Here is a 15,927-nt window from a genome sequence, read left to right on the forward strand (position 1 = left end):
TACACTCAGTGACCGGAGGCAGGAGGCAGGAAGGGAAAATAAAACTGTTCCCTGTTCCCCGTTCCCTGTTCCCTGTTCCCTCTTTCCTACTATAAATCTTTTAATAAGCAGAAATTAACTTGCGGTGGTGATTAGCAGTGGTATCATGCGAGTATTACAAAAAGTAAAGGGCAATTTTACTATGACCAAAGCACCTGTTGCTCCTGTGGTGCTAGTCATTTTAGACGGATGGGGGTACTGTGAGTCTAAGCGAGGAAACGCGATCGCTGCTGCTAAAACGCCAATCATGGAGAGTTTATGGGCAGCTTATCCTCACACCCTCATTCGCACTTCAGGAAAAGCCGTAGGGTTGCCAGAAGGTCAAATGGGCAACTCAGAAGTTGGTCACTTGAACATTGGCGCTGGTCGAGTCGTACCCCAAGAACTGGTACGCATCTCTGATGCTGTAGAAGACGGTTCTATTGCGTTAAACCCGGCACTTGTCAAAATTTGCCAAGAAGTGCGCTCATCTAATGGCAAGTTGCATTTAGTAGGGCTTTGTTCTGATGGTGGGGTACATTCCCACATTACCCATTTATTGGGACTACTGGACTTAGCCAAAGATCAGCAACTTTCACAAGTTTGTATCCATGCTATCACTGATGGACGAGACACTGCCCCCAGTGATGGGATCAAAGCAATTCAAAAATTGCAAGACCATATAGATCGCATCGGGACTGGGCAAATAGTTACTCTTAGTGGGCGCTATTATGCAATGGATCGCGATCGCCGTTGGGATCGAGTCCAACGCGCTTACGATGTGATGACGCAAGATGGTGTGAGTAACGGACTCACGGCTGTAGAAATCTTGCAAGCATCCTACGCGGAAGGAGTGACTGACGAGTTTGTTCTCCCAGTCCGCATTAACCCTGGTGCTGTAGAACCAGGAGACGGAGTAATATTTTTCAACTTCCGTCCCGACCGTTCCAGACAACTAACTCAAGCTTTTGTAAGTTCGAGTTTTAATGGTTTTGAAAGACAGCAAATCAAACCACTATCATTTGTAACTTTTACTCAGTACGATCCAGAATTACCAGTTTCGGTGGCCTTTGCACCCCAAAACTTGAGTAATATTCTGGGTGAAGTGATTGCCAATCACGGACTTAAACAGTTTCGTACTGCGGAAACAGAAAAATATGCTCACGTCACCTATTTCTTTAATGGGGGACTAGAAGAAGCCTGTGCTGGTGAAGACCGGGAATTAGTTAGTAGTCCCATGGTGGCGACTTACGACCAAGAACCGGCGATGTCAGCCCAAGCGGTAACGGATGTAGCGATCGCGGCGATTAAAAAGGGTATCTATTCTCTAGTCGTGATGAATTATGCTAATCCAGATATGGTAGGGCATACAGGACAAATAGAAGCCACAGTGACAGCTATTGAAACAGTAGATCGCTGTTTGGGTCGCCTAATTGAAAATGTGGGCAGAATCGGGGGAACAATGATTATTACCGCCGATCATGGTAATGCTGAATATATGCTAGATGATGATGGTAATCCTTGGACGGCTCACACTACCAACCCAGTTCCGTTAATTTTAGTGGAAGGGGAGAAAATCAAAATCCCTGGATACGGTACAGACGTTGAACTGCGGAGTGATGGTAAATTAGCCGACATTGCACCGACAATTCTGGAGATATTACAGCTACCCCAGCCACCAGAAATGACAGGGCGATCGCTCCTTAAAGTTGCAGGGTATGACTTGACACCAACTCGCACTCCCGTCCAAGTGGGTTTGTAAAATAGTTAGGAGTAAGGGTTTAGCAATGCATACGTGTCAACTTAAGATTAAATCGGCGGTTAAAAACCGCATCTACACAGGCAAAACCCACCTCCGTGGGTTTCAGATCCTTGATTTTTCCTGAGTCCGCGCAGGCGGACTTTGTTTGTGTAGCCGCGACTTCCAGTCGCCGGGGCTTAAGTTGACACCAATGAGCAATGCTAAACCCTTACACCTTTAATCAGTTAAAATTTTATTTTGTGCTAATCGGGATTTCTAATATGACAGTTACTAGCATTGTGCAAGGTATTTGGGCATTTTCCGCCTTGGGTCTAATTATTTTAGTATTGCTACATAGCCCAAAAGGTGATGGTATTGGTTCAATTGGTGGACAAGCCCAATTATTTAGCAGTACAAAAAGTGCAGAAAACACATTAAACCGAGTTACTTGGTCACTGACAGCGATTTTCTTGGGTTTAACAGTGGTTTTAAGTGCCAATTGGCTACCTAAATAATCGGATAATAAGCAAATGGGGAAAATAACCCAACGCCTATTAGCAGTCCTCATTCTAGCTATTAGTACAGGACTGCTAGTTATTTTTACTAACTTCCACGCGATCGCTGTTTTCGATCAAAGCGAAACATTAATCCAAAAATCTCATCCTTTACCGTCCACACTGGCACAATGGGAAGATAAAACTAATAGTAGTGATTATTTTGAGCAAATTAAACCCACTCCAGTTGGTTATTTAATTTGGTCACGTTTTCCCGTGCGGGTGAAGGTAGAAACACCAAGGGGAATTAATCAACAACAGGGGGAAATATGGGTAAAAAGTGTTTTGCAAGCAATAGAAGAATGGGATGTTTATTTACCTTTGCAGGTAGTAGAACAAAGGGAAATTGCTGATATTACCATTGTGCGAAAAGCCCCCGCTTTACAAGTTGAACCTAATAGTAAAATACCTCGTGCGCGATCGGCTTTAACTACCTACGAGTTATATACTGAAAATAATATTTTATCTCACCGGTTCACAATTTTATTGAGTCCTAGTCAAACTGGTGATTATCTAAAAGCAGCAGCACGTCATGAAATCGGTCACGCTTTGGGGATTTGGGGTCATAGTTCATTACCAACAGATGCACTTTATTTTTCTCAAGTTCGCAACCCACCAAATATTTCTGCGCGAGATGTGAACACCTTAAAGCGAGTTTATGAACAGCCTACAAATTTAGGGTGGCCCATATCAGAAAAATCTTGAAATTCAACTTTTTAATTAAGACTTCAAAATATCTCTCAAAACCTCATTTCTCTGCGTTCTCTGCGCCTCTGCGTGCATAACTTTTATCCCCCAATTCAGCAAAGCCTAATCTTTTAAGGCAACCACTTTTTATCCAAAACTTGAACTAAGCTATAAGGACATACTTGAGGTAAAGTTTTTAGCTGTGTTTTAGCTTTAACATAATCTAAAGCATGACTATAAATAAGGGTAAAATTATCCTCTAGATAATTGCGTAAATTGCCAGTTAGATCTTCATTTAATTGATTACGAAAACTGGTAATTTCTGCTGCCCAATGATTAGCATTTCTTGGTTTTTCTAAATCCCAGTATTGATAAAGCAGTAAATGTCTGATTATTTGTTCCAATAAACTTTTTACGCGCCTTTTTTCGTTTTTAGCCAAATCTTCTAATTCTTCTATTAAATTTTCATAATCAAGTTCTGCGAATTGACGCGATTTTAAACATTCAATAGTCTCCTCTAACCATTGCAGATAGTTGGATTCATATAATGTCTTGATGTCAATAATTGCAGTCATAGAAATTAATGAATATTACTTTGATAACAGAGCTTAGAGCGATCGCACAAACTATTAAAAATAAGTCTATTTCCATTAATAGCAGATTTTATCAAAAGTGAGGAGACGCTAGGATAAACTTAACAAAAACTTTATTTCCTAACGCCTCCTATTTAATTAAACTCGACGTAGGTTCATCAGTTCTTGAGGAGATGCCAGCATATCGATCGCTACGAAGAAGATTTTTCCTTCAGGATTGATTAAGAAACGCCAGGAAATATTCATGCCCACATTAACACCAAACCAAGGAGTTTGTACCACACCTGTAACTTTCAATTGTTTTGAACCATCTGGTTGAACTTCACAGATACCTTGCTGAGGCATCATATTTAGTCCTTGTGCTTCTTCACGCATATACTTAGAAATCGCTTCACGACCAACAATCGGTTTTTGGAATGGTGGTTGTAGTGCGCCTTCATCAGTAAATAGAGCAACCGCAGCATCAAACTTGTCTGCATTCATGGCTTCAATGTAACCCAATACAGCAGGTTCTGTGATACCTTCAATTTTGACCGATGTAATAATTGGTGTGGTGCGCTCAAATGCAGGTTCAGTCGCGGCTCTTGGATAACTACTAGGACCAAACTCAGAAGTATCAAATCCCATATCTACTACTGTATTACGCAGTACAGTAATTTGCTGACCTTGATCAAGTTTTTGGGTGGCTTCTAATACTACTTTTACCCCAGGAGACATTTGATAACCAGCAGGCATGGGAGCGACAATGCCCTGTTTCATCAATTCCCCTAACTCGTACCAGAAAGCTAATTTAGTATTAACACTAAAGAATCCATAGGAACGACCAATAGGTGTATCCGCACGACTAGCAAGGTCTCTCATTACCTTGGTTTGTTCTTCAGGAGACATTTGCTTAATTTGGTTGAGCAATCCTTCTGCTAGTTGTAACCGTGCTGCACCAGGAGCGGCTGGGGTAATGGTTTTACCCATTTCTGTGTAAGCATACCATAGATATGCTAGTTGATCATCAACGTTGAGTTGCTCGAAAAGTGCGATCGTTGCGGGAATTGGACTAGGAACTTGAGTGTTAGAGAAAATACTTTGTGCTGATTCAATAGTCAAAGCCATGATCGAAGTCTCCAATTTTATTTGCTAATTTAGACGATTTGAAAAATACAACGAAAAATTTTAAACCCGGGATCAGGGAGAAATCCCATTGGCCTTAAAAAGCCAGGTCAAGGGAAGGAAAAGTTTCTAAAACAGCTTAACTGCAAAGGGTCAAGCAGTTTTTTTAATGTCTGGGTTAGTTTTGATCATGAACTGTAATGATAATATCTTGATTTATGTAAACAAATTTAAATTTTTATGAGATATTTTAGGTAAAAATTTCTTATGGGTTTGATTAGTTAGAGATTAACCAGTAAAAAAGCTCGTTTATGCTTATAGGCCAGGTATCTCTCCTGACCCATATAATAATTTGTGCTTATTAAAAACTTAAAGGGAAATAATTTTTCGCCTATCTACTCCAAGTGAGATTTAAAGGTGGGTGTGACAAAATCTTGGTATATAGTTCTTCCAAGTGGCTGATATTATCTTTCAGAGTATAGCGTTCTAATACCCGCTTTCTCGCTTTTTGACCCAACAGTGTTGTTAACTCTGGATGGTCTTGGAATAAAGGTAAAAGGGTTTTGAGTTGCGATCGCACCGTTTTTGTATCAATCACCACACCAGCACCATTTTCCAACACTTCCCCGTCAGCCCCGACATTAGTAGCTAAACAAGCTAATCCACAGGACATGGCCTCCAACAAAGACAAGGATAAACCCTCAACTAGAGAAGGTAAAATAAATAGATCCGCCCCCCTAAGAATTTCGATGCGTCGAGTTTCATCGGCGATAAATCCTAACCAAATAATCCCATATTCCGCGCCATAAAATGGTTCTAAAGACGGTTTTAAAGGTCCATCACCGACAATTAGCAACTTACTGTTAGTTTCCATTTCCGACTGTTTCCAAGCCCGGAGGAGAGATTCAACATTTTTTTCCGGTGCAATGCGACCTTGGTAAACAAATAGACGTTCTGCCCCAAATTCTGCTTTAATTTGCGAAACACCAGGAGAATATTTGGTCGTATCCACACCGTTAGGAATTACAGCTATCTTTTCTTCCCTAACTCCCATACTTGATAACAATTCACGCTGAATTTGCGAAAATACAATTACGCGATCGTAATTATCTAAAAATGGCGCGTAAAGTTGATAAGCCAAAAGTTGTGTGCCAGATATTAACTTTGCACCCTTACCAGCAAATGGCGTATGAAAAGTAGCAACCAAAGGCAAATTTAACTCTTGACAGATTTCCGGTAAGAAAAAATCTAGAGGAGATAAAGTCAACGAAGCATGAACTATATCCGGTTTAATTTCCCTTAACGATTCGGTTAAAACCTTAGTAGCTTTAAAAGTGGGAATAGTGTAAACCTGAGACTTGTAAATAAAAGGTAAAGAAACCTCTTGGAACTTAGGCCAATTATCTGGTTCTGGGTTTTCTTGAGCAAAGTGTAAGAAACTAACTTGATGTCCCCTGTCAAGTAACGCATTTGTAATTTCTCGACTGTAGGTGACATTGCCACAAAAGGGAGTTTTTTTTCCAATCCAGGCTATACGCATTCTTTAAATTACTTGTTAAATAAAGCCAGTTTTTGCTATCAGTTTTTTATATTTTGCTATTTTGATTCCGTTATGCTTGCTGGATCGATAAGTATGCTCAAGCATAGCCATATCCTACTTACAAAAGATATGGTTACAAGCAGATTAAACCAGTACATTCATAAGTTTTTGTGTTATTAGTTTTCAGCTTAATAACAACAAAAGGAGGCTAATGTATGGTTTATTCTCAGCAAGCATTTCCTGAGTTTTGAACGGAACGATGATAGCACACAAATCAATGATTTGAGTAAATTATTGATTAGGTCAAACCTGATAACTAGTCACGAGAATTATACCACGTTAATATACCACCAAAGAAGACGATCGCTGCTAGTCCTAAAAAGACTGCTCTTAGACCAATAAAGGTTTCAGCTAAACCTGCTAAAGCCAAGGGTAGAGAGAGAGCAATGTTAATTACATTATTTTGCAGACCAAAGACTTTGCCGCGCATTTCTGGAGGTGTTTCTGTTTGGATAGCTGTTTGCATAGGGATACCCACTAAAGCGCCAAACACACCGACTAAAGCTAATAAGGCCATGATGATCCATAGCTGAGTTGTGAATACCGATAGGCCAGCTAGAGAGACGGCCATACCCAGACAACCCCAAAGGCTAAGTTGGCTATAGGAAAAGCGTTGACCAAATTGACCCAGAATTGTTGCCCCCACTGCAATCCCTACACCACCAGATGATAGTAAAAAGCCGAATTGGGAGGCTTTGATATTAGGAATGATTTCTGCCATGCGAACAGCAAGAACAGTTAAGGCAGCAAAGATGGAAAATAAGATAATTAGTTGTAGTAAAGCATTACGGACGCGATGATTTTGTTTTAGGTAGCGCAGACCATCCCATAAATCAGAGAAGACGTGGGGAAATTCGGTTTCTGGGGGGTGGGGCTTTTCATTGGTGTTGAGGAGTAATAAAATAATAGCAGCGATCGCATAACTACCACCAACCAAAAGTTCTTTACCTAACCCACCACTACCACCAAATTTTAACCACAGTCCATCCGCTATTGCTAACAAAGGTTCTCCCACCGCAAACCCAACAATTACCGATGCCATCATTGTGGTTGTGTACAGAGAATTAGCCGAAAGTAAATGCTGTTCTTCCACCACCAAAGGAATAGTTGTCTGTTCTGCTGGGGCAAAAAATTGGGTCAGAGTAGAAACTAAAAAAGTCACACCCAAAATAATCAAAAAACCCACTGGCAAAACTCCCACAGGATGCCAATCATGGGTGAACCAAAGCAGGAAAGGAATAGACAAAACCAAGATCCCACGCCAAGCATTGGTAGCCACCAACACAGCCTTTTTTGACCAACGGTCTACAAACACACCCGCAACAGAACCAAACAGCACTGCTGGAATCGTAAAAGTCATCATCAAGGCCGAAACCCAACCACTAATACTCTGATCACCACTTTGAAACTGAGTATTAATCAAAGCAATCATCAGCACTAAATATACTTTATCAGCCAGTTGGCAAAAAACCTGACCACCCCAAAGAGCCAGAAAATTCGGGTTTTTTAATACAGGTAAAAACCCATTTTTTTGTCCATTCTCTGATGTTGCTTTTCCACCAGAACCAGATCCATCTAATAATTCCGGTTTACCCTCAACTTGTAAACTTTGAGCATCCTGAACCTTGCCATTCGTTGCATTATTTGTGAATGGTAACTCAGGTTCTATTTTTAATGGATTTGACGTATCCTTTGGTGGAACTTGCTCTGATACATCATGGAGGGATAATTCTTGGCTATCGGGTACAACACTAAGATGAATAGGTAATGTAGTATCCGATATCCTATGCTTTTTTGTAGCGTGGCTGGGTGACAGAGGCAGGATTTTGGTATCGAAATCAGACGGTTGCATCATGGTTGGCGACAAAATAAGAATCAATCAAGGTGGCAGAGCGAATAGGGTGTCCAAGATGATACTGGGCATACTGACGCAAAATCTGCTCTACAGATAACCAGCCATAATCTGTGGCTGCTTCTATATTTATTATCTCTGGTTGCGACAGATGTTGAAGCATCACAAATTCCATCGCAGTCAGACGACTAGAAATTACAGGTAAATCTTGACGATGTACAATAGTTTGATAACTGCGATCGACAATAGGCTCAACTTCTGATTTTAGCTTTACCTTGTCCCTTTCTTTTCTCAAACTTTCCCAAGCCTCCAAACAAACCGTTCCCCCCGCAGGAATGCTAAATCCTACTTGCCAGTTTGGGTTTTTCCAGTCTGGTACGAGAGGACGTTGGGTAAGACAACAGCGTTCTATTTCCGGTGTTAGTCCCGCTAAAGCTAAAAACTGAAACACCCCCTGGGCTAAATGAGCAACAATACTTACTCCTTCCGTTTTCGGTAAATCTTCCAAACGCTGGAGATACTCATTTAGTAATTCATAGATTTCTACTTGAGGTTGTTCACTCAAAGCTTGAGACAAAACTATTTCTGCTAAATATTGACTAGCAGCTAATTTTCCCAAATCTTTAGCTAACCCAGGGTAAGTTTTAATAGTTTCCGCTTGGCTAATTTTATCAAGAGTTGGTTTAGATTGACCTTGGTATCGCCCTTGGGAAATTAATAATTCATTAACAACAAACACCCCACTCCTACCACCTAGAGTAGAATTTTGTTTACGCGCCCCTGGAGCAACTACCCGAATCAAGCCTAACTCCTGTGTCAAAATCGTCACTATTTTATCGGACTCTCCTAGCGCCTGGGCTTTGAGATTAATTCCAGTTGCTTTATAAGTTCTACTCATTAGTTATTCGTCTTTGCCCTTTTCCACGTGATTGCGCTGATGGAGCAAATCAATTCCGCGAGAAGTACCTAATCTAGTAGCACCAGCTAATATTAAGTCTAAGGCTTGGTTATGAGTACGAATACCGCCTGAAGCTTTAATTCCCACTCTCTCCTGTGTTATTTCTTTTAATAGCTGTACATCTGACACAGTTGCACCGCCATTCCAACCTGTACTGGTTTTCAAGAAAGCCGCACCCGCGTCCATAGCTATTTCCGCAGCTATTTTTTTCTCTCTATCCGTCAGTAGGTTAGTTTCCAAAATTACTTTCACACATTGCCCGGCCACTTCACATATTGTAGCAATTTCTCGGTGAACTTCCTCAGTTTTTCCAGCCTTCAACCAGCCCAAGTTAATCATCACATCCAACTCATCAGCGCCATTTTCCAATGCTTGTTGAGCTTCATAAAACTTAACCTCTGAAGTTGTCGCACCAGTAGGAAAGCCAATTACCGTACAAACTTTCGGGTTTTTGTTGTGTAGGAGTTCCACTGCTTGTTTGACATAACAGGGTTGTATGCAAACTGTGGCAAAATTAAACCTATATGCTTCATCACACCATTGCTCAACCTGTTCTGGGGTGGTAGTGGGTAACAGGAGGGAGTGATCGATAAATGGCGCAATATCAATATTTGGATAGTCTGCTGCCATTGTTTTTCCTGTGCTAAATAATTAAACTTTATGAGAAATTAAAACTTTTCTTATATATTAAAGCACGTTTATGATCAATTTATCATGAAAATGCTAGGCTAACTAAAATTTGGATCTGCCACTCTCCCCTGTATTGTTAAGCCTAATCATAGTTATGATTTAAACATTGACAAAATTCCCTAAATATGTATTTTGGTTTTTATCTCATGTAGGTTGCGTCAGATTGCAGAACTTTGTTAATCATGGGCAATTTATCAGTTCTGACGCACTCTATTAATATGTGGGAAATGATTAATTTTGTTTAATGCGTATGTTGTTTAATTTGTATCGTGCGTAATCCCTCTTAACGTAAGTTCCTTTTTTAGATTAAATAAGGTGCGTCAGAATTTTAAAATCACTGATTTTAGCCTAAATTATTCTGTCTGACGCACCCTACCAACGTTCTAGTTGGGTAAGTCGAGAACTAGCAATTTCGGCTATTATGATTCAAATTGACATTTAATATCTTTAGCCCCAGTACCTAAAAAGTCAAGAATAGTTTGAGCTAAAGCCTTTGCTGCTAAGTATGGAACACCATTACCAACAGTTTTAAACATATTGGTAAGTGACATATTATCTGGGAGGACAAAATTTTCAGGTAAAGATTGAATTGCTAAGGCTTCCGCTACAGAAATACGTCGAACTTTGTAAGGATGTAAATGTACTTCATTATTACCATAGCAAGCTGTAGGAGAATAACGCCATCTATGGAGACGTTTAAAAGATTTTTTAGAATCATCTCCTTCATCAATAGTAGCAAATTTAATCTTACCTGCTCTTGGTTGAAAATAATGTTTTGAGTTGGGATGGTTGAGAACATCATTCTTTCTAAACCAATATTCTACAGTTAGTTCTTGAGGAATATTTTCAGGACAAGGAATGATAGAATTTTCTGTAAATGGTTCGCTTTTATTCCAAGGATAAGCAAACACTTTTGATTGAGGATATAAAATATATTTTTCCCAAGGAAAGATAAAATCATTTTTCATTCCCATATCTTGAAGAAAATTATTTTTAAATCCCATTAAGATAATTCTATCTCTATCTTGCGGGACACCATATTCAATAGAATTAATTAAACGTTCTGTTAATATATAACCTGTTTTTTGTAACTTTGTTTTTAGTTCTTCAAAAAATAAGCGGTGTTTGGTTGTTCTCCACAAACCTTTGACATTTTCAAATAAAAAGAACTCAGGTAAGTTTTGACAAATCAATTCAATATAAGCAGATGATAGTTTTCCATTATCACCTAAATGTCCTTTGTTTTTACCACCAATAGAAAAATCTGGACAAGGTGGACCACCAATAAAGCCAATTATATTATGTGATTTGCGGGAATCTTTAACTAATTCATTTAATCGTTGTGCTGGTGTTCCTGCTATTAATTTGCTTACATCTGCGTCTTCTCCTTGATGATATCCATATTCAGGAGGTGTGAGGTTGAGAATTTCCCGTGAATAGCGATATCCGAACATGAATGGGGGGAAAATTTCGTTAACGTAAGCAATATTATAGCCTGTGGTTTCAAAGCCTAAATCGAGGAATCCTGAACCGGAGAAAAAGGAGAAGATAGAAATGTTTCCATTCATTGATAAAATCAAATGATACCGTTTTTGCTTAATTAAAATATTATTATATCTTCATCTGATTGGGAAAATTTCTTATCTGAAGGAAAAAAAGCAGTTAAAATAGTTCGTAGAGGGTTAATAAATCGTGGTATCAATGCTGGAGAACCAAGAATAACAGAATTTGGTACTGATGAAGATATTCCAGTATGTAGCGGTGATAATCAGCATATTTTTTTGCATCTTAAAACTCAATTTCATCTATATTTGCAGATTGGACAGTTTGTGCCATTATTTCAGAGAATGTATTTTCAAATTCAATAAATAGAAAATTATTAATTCCAGTTTCTCCAAAGAAATTATTGTGATTTTCTCTTATCATACTTATACTGGCAGGTATTTGTCCAGGGCAGGGCAAGAGCATCTCAATCAGGGTTGACATAAGGGTTGAGAGGAATCTAATATAGAGTCAATGAAACAGGAAGTGAGAACTCTAATCATATAATTGTTATCCATAGCAGTGCGTTTCATTTTTTGTCGGAGACTACGTTGATAAGTTTTTCCTTGAGAGCATTGAATTTTTCTCACTTATCTTGCTCTGATGTCAAGTGTATTTTTTATCTGCTCACTTATGCTTATCTTGTTACTTTTGTCAAGTTCATATTATACAAGATTAGATGAGCTTAACCTGCTTCAAAATCTCAGAAATACATATGGATAAAGCTAGTCAATAAGCACAAAGTAATGGTTTAACTCCTGAAATTTTAGAATCTATTTTGCAAAATTATTAAGATTTAGGTAGATGTGTTAATTATGATTTTTATTAAATAGTTTTTTAGCCTGTTCATAAACTTCAAGAGTAATTAGAAATGTACTATTTTCCTGAGCATAATTTTCAATTTTCTTACGGGCAAAAGGACGAACAAAAAAAGGAATGTCTTTGAGTTTAGCTTCAGCTTCAGCAGTCCATTTAATTGGTTCAGTCATGGATTTTTAGAGTTTAATTTCAATATAAAGATTGCGATTGATGTACTAGGTTTTAGATCCCCGATTTCTTAAATAAGTCGGGGATCTGCTTGTTCAGTAATTAAGCTTGCGCTACAGGTTCTTTCGCCAAAAACTTCTCCAACTCAGTCAAAGCATCAGCATCAACCTTAGTCTGCATTGGACAGAACTTAGGACCACACATCGAACAAAATTCAGCCGTTTTATAGATATCTGCTGGTAAAGTTTCGTCGTGATATTCCTTCGCTCTTTCTGGGTCTAAAGATAACTCAAATTGACGATTCCAATCGAAATTATAGCGAGCCGCAGACAGTTCATCATCTCTATCTCTAGCACCAGGGCGATGTCTTGCAATATCCGCCGCATGAGCCGCAATTTTATAAGCAATTAAGCCATTACGCACATCTTCAGCATTAGGTAAACCTAAATGTTCTTTAGGAGTCACATAACACAACATCGCCGTCCCATACCAGCCCGCCATAGCTGCCCCGATCGCTGATGTAATATGATCATAACCTGGAGCAATATCTGTCACCAAAGGACCAAGAACATAGAAAGGCGCTTCCGAACACTCTTCCATTTGCTTGCGGACATTGAACTCAATTTGATCCATTGGTACGTGGCCGGGACCTTCCACCATCACCTGGACATCATGTTCCCAAGCTTTGCGGGTAAGATTTCCCAGAGTTTTCAGTTCCGCTAATTGCGCTTCATCTGAGGCATCATGGGTACATCCAGGGCGCAGGGAGTCGCCTAAACTGAAGGAAACATCATATCTTTTAAAAATCTCAATGATGTCGTTGAAATGGGTATACAGGGGGTTTTGCTTATGGTGATGCAACATCCACCGCGCCAAAATTCCACCACCACGAGAAACAATCCCTGTAATCCGGTTTCTGACTAAAGGTAAATGTTCAATCAAAATTCCCGCGTGGATAGTTTGATAGTCTACCCCTTGCTGGGCGTGTTTTTCAATGATGTGGAGAAAGTCGTTAGCGGTGAGATTTTCGATTGTCCCGTGAACGCTTTCTAAAGCTTGGTAAACTGGAACAGTCCCAATGGGAACAGGTGAAGCGTTGATAATTGCGGTACGAATTTCATCTAAATTCCCGCCACCGGTGGATAAATCCATGACGGTATCTGCACCGTATTTTACCGCCAGGTTGAGTTTATCAACTTCTTCTTGCAGGTTAGAGGAGTTGGGAGAAGCGCCAATATTGGCATTTACTTTACACTTAGAAGCGATACCGATCGCCATTGGTTCTAAGTTAGTGTGATTAATATTCGCAGGGATAATCATTCGTCCCCGTGCCACTTCTTCGCGGATTAGGTCAGCAGGGAGGTTTTCCCGCTTGGCGACGTAGTGCATTTCTTCTGTAATTACACCCTGACGAGCGTAGTGCATTTGCGATACGTTGCTTTGTCCACGTCGCTTGGCTACCCATTCTGTACGCATATTAGATTCCTCAATAGACAGCTTCCCTCCGCTGGTATTACCCAGACTCAGGTGTTAAGGGTTTGATCTCAGCTTGGTTTCTCAAGCACCCCTAGCATGGTCTAGATTGTAGCATTTTGGTGATGGTCGAGGGGAAGGGTATTATAAAAACAAACAAGGATTATTATGAATTATGAATACGAACCACAGAGGCACAGAGGACACAGAGGTAAGAGGTTTGGGAGAGGATAGGAATGAGCTTACGGGGGAGATTATTGGGGCTGCAATTGAGGTACACCGGGTTTTGGGTCCTGGGTTTTTGGAGGAGGTGTATAAGGAAGCTCTTATTGTTGAATTTATGATTCGCGGTATACATCATGAGGTTGAGAAGTCAATCGGTTTGACCTACAAAGGACATGAGGTAGGTTGGGGTAGATTGGATTTTTTGGTTGCAAATTGTTTAATTGTGGAATTAAAAGCTGTGCAAAACTTAGCCCCAATTCATGAAGCTCAACTTTTGTCCTACCTCAAAATCACTAACCTTTCTTTAGGTCTTCTCATCAACTTTAACGTTCCCCTTCTCAAAGACGGTATCAAACGCATCATTCTTTAACTCTTCTCTCTGTGTCCTCTGTGCCTCTGTGGTTCGTTCATTACCCCTCAAACCTCATCTGGATTAACCCCCAACTCCCGCAACCGTTCCGCTAAACGTGCAGCTTTTTGCTGTTCCTGTTCTAACTGAGATGTTAATTGTTGCGTTTTCTCGCCACTATGTAACAGTAAATTCCCTTGAATATCCCACCAACGTAACCAAGGAGCTTGCATATTATTATACTGTCCTTCCCAAATCCCCAACTCTACACCTAACGGTAAAATAGGATAATGACCTCTTTCATTAGCTGGTAGTAATTGATAATATCCATCAACCAGATGATAAACTTCTATACTGGCTTTTTGTACCTCATAAATGCCATAAAACGGTACTCTTATTGCTTGTTCATATACCCAAAATTTACCAGTTATCGGTGTTTTATCTCGCTCCTCTGAACCATTACCAGAAACAAATTCTAAAACTATTAAAGGTGCTATATATTCCTGCCACAATACATAAGAACGGCGGAATTTACCGTTTAACATCGGTGGCACATTGGCTACATAAAACCAATCTGGTGATTCTGCTCCTTTTTCTGGAGGTTCAGCTAAACGCCAATAAATACCGCAATCTTGACCGATCGCATATTGTCCATCAGAATGTAGTTGTTCCAATACGCTGTTAATCGAGTCAGTGAGCAGAATACTCTGGGGATGTTCTTGAAAGTTCTTGACAAAAGTACCATCCGACTCTGGTAACTCAGTGTGGTCGGGAAGATGAATAATGTTTAATTCAGCAGATTTAGCAAGAGTCATAAAACTAGGGATTTGGGTTAAAGACTCGGTTGCATCTATTCTAGTTGAATATTATGGTACTACAGAGCGATCGCCCTTGAAAATCACCAATGACCAACGACCATAGATATATTATTTTTCATAAACCCTACGGAGTGCTGAGTCAATTTACCCAAGAAACCCCCAAACATAGCACCCTCAAAGACTATATAGATGTCCCCAATGTCTATCCTGTGGGGCGTTTAGACTGGGATAGTGAAGGTTTACTATTATTAACCAATAATGGACAACTCCAACATCGTCTCTCCAATCCCCGGTTTGGTCATCAACGCACTTACTGGGTGCAGGTAGAACGCATTCCTGATCCAGAGGCTATTAATAAATTATGTCAAGGAGTAGAAATTCAAGATTACCGCACTCGTCCCGCCCAAGTTAAACTATTTTTAGAAGAACCTACCGTTACTCAACGCAACCCTCCCATTAGATTTCGCCAAAATATCCCCACAGCTTGGTTAGAAATGACCCTCACGGAAGGTAAAAACCGTCAAGTGCGACGTATGACCGCCGCCGTAGGTTTTCCCACGTTACGATTGATCAGAGTGAGTATTGCTGACCTACAATTAAATGGTCTAAAACTAGGTGAATGGCGTGACCTCTCTCCCATAGAAATCAAAAGCCTGAATAATTAATGAGGTGACAAGGGAATAGGCTATGCCCAGTACCCTTGTGTAAAGTCACCATAAAAAGTGATATTTAGTGG

Annotated in this window: 16 protein-coding genes and 1 riboswitch; of the genes, 5 read left to right on the forward strand and 11 right to left on the reverse strand. The window is 39.9% G+C overall.

The annotated features are described in order from the left end of the window. The first annotated feature begins 181 nt into the window (after positions 1-181). The 3 genes from gpmI (at position 182) to VB711_RS01670 (ending at position 3,018) form a co-directional block, all read left to right on the forward strand. Positions 182-1,780: a 2,3-bisphosphoglycerate-independent phosphoglycerate mutase gene (gene gpmI / locus VB711_RS01660; protein WP_323283938.1), complete on the forward strand. Its 1,599-nt coding sequence runs from the start codon at positions 182-184 to the stop codon at positions 1,778-1,780. A 260-nt stretch (positions 1,781-2,040) separates the two neighbouring features. Continuing rightward, entirely contained in the window at positions 2,041-2,274 is a 234-nt protein-coding gene (gene secG / locus VB711_RS01665; RefSeq protein WP_323283939.1) for a preprotein translocase subunit SecG, read from the forward strand. A gap of 15 nt (positions 2,275-2,289) precedes the next feature. After that, complete coding sequence (locus VB711_RS01670; RefSeq protein WP_323283940.1) at positions 2,290-3,018, forward strand: peptidase; 729 nt, start codon at positions 2,290-2,292, stop codon at positions 3,016-3,018. A gap of 113 nt (positions 3,019-3,131) precedes the next feature. Here the strand turns inward: VB711_RS01670 and VB711_RS01675 are convergent, their stop codons facing one another. The 10 genes from VB711_RS01675 to thiC all read right to left on the reverse strand — a co-directional run bounded on the left by VB711_RS01675 (position 3,132) and on the right by thiC (position 13,802). Continuing rightward, a complete protein-coding gene (locus tag VB711_RS01675) occupies positions 3,132-3,575 on the reverse strand; it encodes a DUF29 domain-containing protein (protein ID WP_323283941.1) in 444 nt (147 codons plus the stop codon). 156 nt (positions 3,576-3,731) lie between these two features. Next, complete coding sequence (locus tag VB711_RS01680) at positions 3,732-4,700, reverse strand: orange carotenoid protein N-terminal domain-containing protein (RefSeq protein WP_323283942.1); 969 nt, start codon at positions 4,698-4,700, stop codon at positions 3,732-3,734. 388 nt (positions 4,701-5,088) lie between these two features. Continuing rightward, positions 5,089-6,237 carry a glycosyltransferase family 4 protein gene (locus VB711_RS01685; protein ID WP_323283943.1) on the reverse strand — a complete coding sequence of 383 codons (1,149 nt, stop codon included), beginning with the start codon at positions 6,235-6,237 and terminating at the stop codon, positions 5,089-5,091. A gap of 316 nt (positions 6,238-6,553) precedes the next feature. Continuing rightward, entirely contained in the window at positions 6,554-8,149 is a 1,596-nt protein-coding gene (locus VB711_RS01690; RefSeq protein WP_323284085.1) for an MFS transporter, read from the reverse strand. Continuing rightward, positions 8,136-9,047, reverse strand: coding sequence for a DNA repair protein RecO (gene recO / locus VB711_RS01695; protein WP_323283944.1), 912 nt, complete (start codon positions 9,045-9,047; stop codon positions 8,136-8,138). The genes VB711_RS01690 and recO overlap by 14 nt, the downstream gene beginning before the upstream one ends. Positions 9,048-9,050: 3 nt before the next feature. Then, entirely contained in the window at positions 9,051-9,737 is a 687-nt protein-coding gene (gene deoC, locus VB711_RS01700) for a deoxyribose-phosphate aldolase (RefSeq protein ID WP_323283945.1), read from the reverse strand. A gap of 479 nt (positions 9,738-10,216) precedes the next feature. Continuing rightward, positions 10,217-11,365, reverse strand: coding sequence for a DNA cytosine methyltransferase (locus tag VB711_RS01705; RefSeq protein ID WP_323283946.1), 1,149 nt, complete (start codon positions 11,363-11,365; stop codon positions 10,217-10,219). A gap of 220 nt (positions 11,366-11,585) precedes the next feature. Next, positions 11,586-11,783, reverse strand: coding sequence for a hypothetical protein (locus tag VB711_RS01710; protein WP_323283947.1), 198 nt, complete (start codon positions 11,781-11,783; stop codon positions 11,586-11,588). A 365-nt stretch (positions 11,784-12,148) separates the two neighbouring features. Then, complete coding sequence (locus VB711_RS01720; protein ID WP_323283948.1) at positions 12,149-12,328, reverse strand: PCP reductase family protein; 180 nt, start codon at positions 12,326-12,328, stop codon at positions 12,149-12,151. Between the two features lie 100 nt (positions 12,329-12,428). Further along, complete coding sequence (gene thiC / locus VB711_RS01725) at positions 12,429-13,802, reverse strand: phosphomethylpyrimidine synthase (RefSeq protein WP_323283949.1); 1,374 nt, start codon at positions 13,800-13,802, stop codon at positions 12,429-12,431. Positions 13,803-13,808: 6 nt separating this feature from the next. Then, positions 13,809-13,905: riboswitch (TPP riboswitch) on the reverse strand. Between the two features lie 69 nt (positions 13,906-13,974). On the opposite strand from thiC, the gene VB711_RS01730 reads away from it, so the two are divergent. After that, on the forward strand, positions 13,975-14,394 hold the full coding sequence (locus tag VB711_RS01730; RefSeq protein WP_323283950.1) for a GxxExxY protein: 420 nt from the start codon (positions 13,975-13,977) through the stop codon (positions 14,392-14,394). A gap of 47 nt (positions 14,395-14,441) precedes the next feature. Here VB711_RS01730 and VB711_RS01735 read toward each other — a convergent pair whose 3' ends face one another. After that, a complete protein-coding gene (locus VB711_RS01735; protein ID WP_323283951.1) occupies positions 14,442-15,188 on the reverse strand; it encodes a Uma2 family endonuclease in 747 nt (248 codons plus the stop codon). 89 nt (positions 15,189-15,277) lie between these two features. On the opposite strand from VB711_RS01735, the gene VB711_RS01740 reads away from it, so the two are divergent. Continuing rightward, on the forward strand, positions 15,278-15,856 hold the full coding sequence (locus VB711_RS01740; RefSeq protein WP_323283952.1) for an rRNA large subunit pseudouridine synthase E: 579 nt from the start codon (positions 15,278-15,280) through the stop codon (positions 15,854-15,856). Positions 15,857-15,927: the final 71 nt, after the last annotated feature.

The sequence above is a fragment of the Cronbergia sp. UHCC 0137 genome, assembly GCF_034932285.1.
GTDB lineage: Bacteria > Cyanobacteriota > Cyanobacteriia > Cyanobacteriales > Nostocaceae > Cronbergia.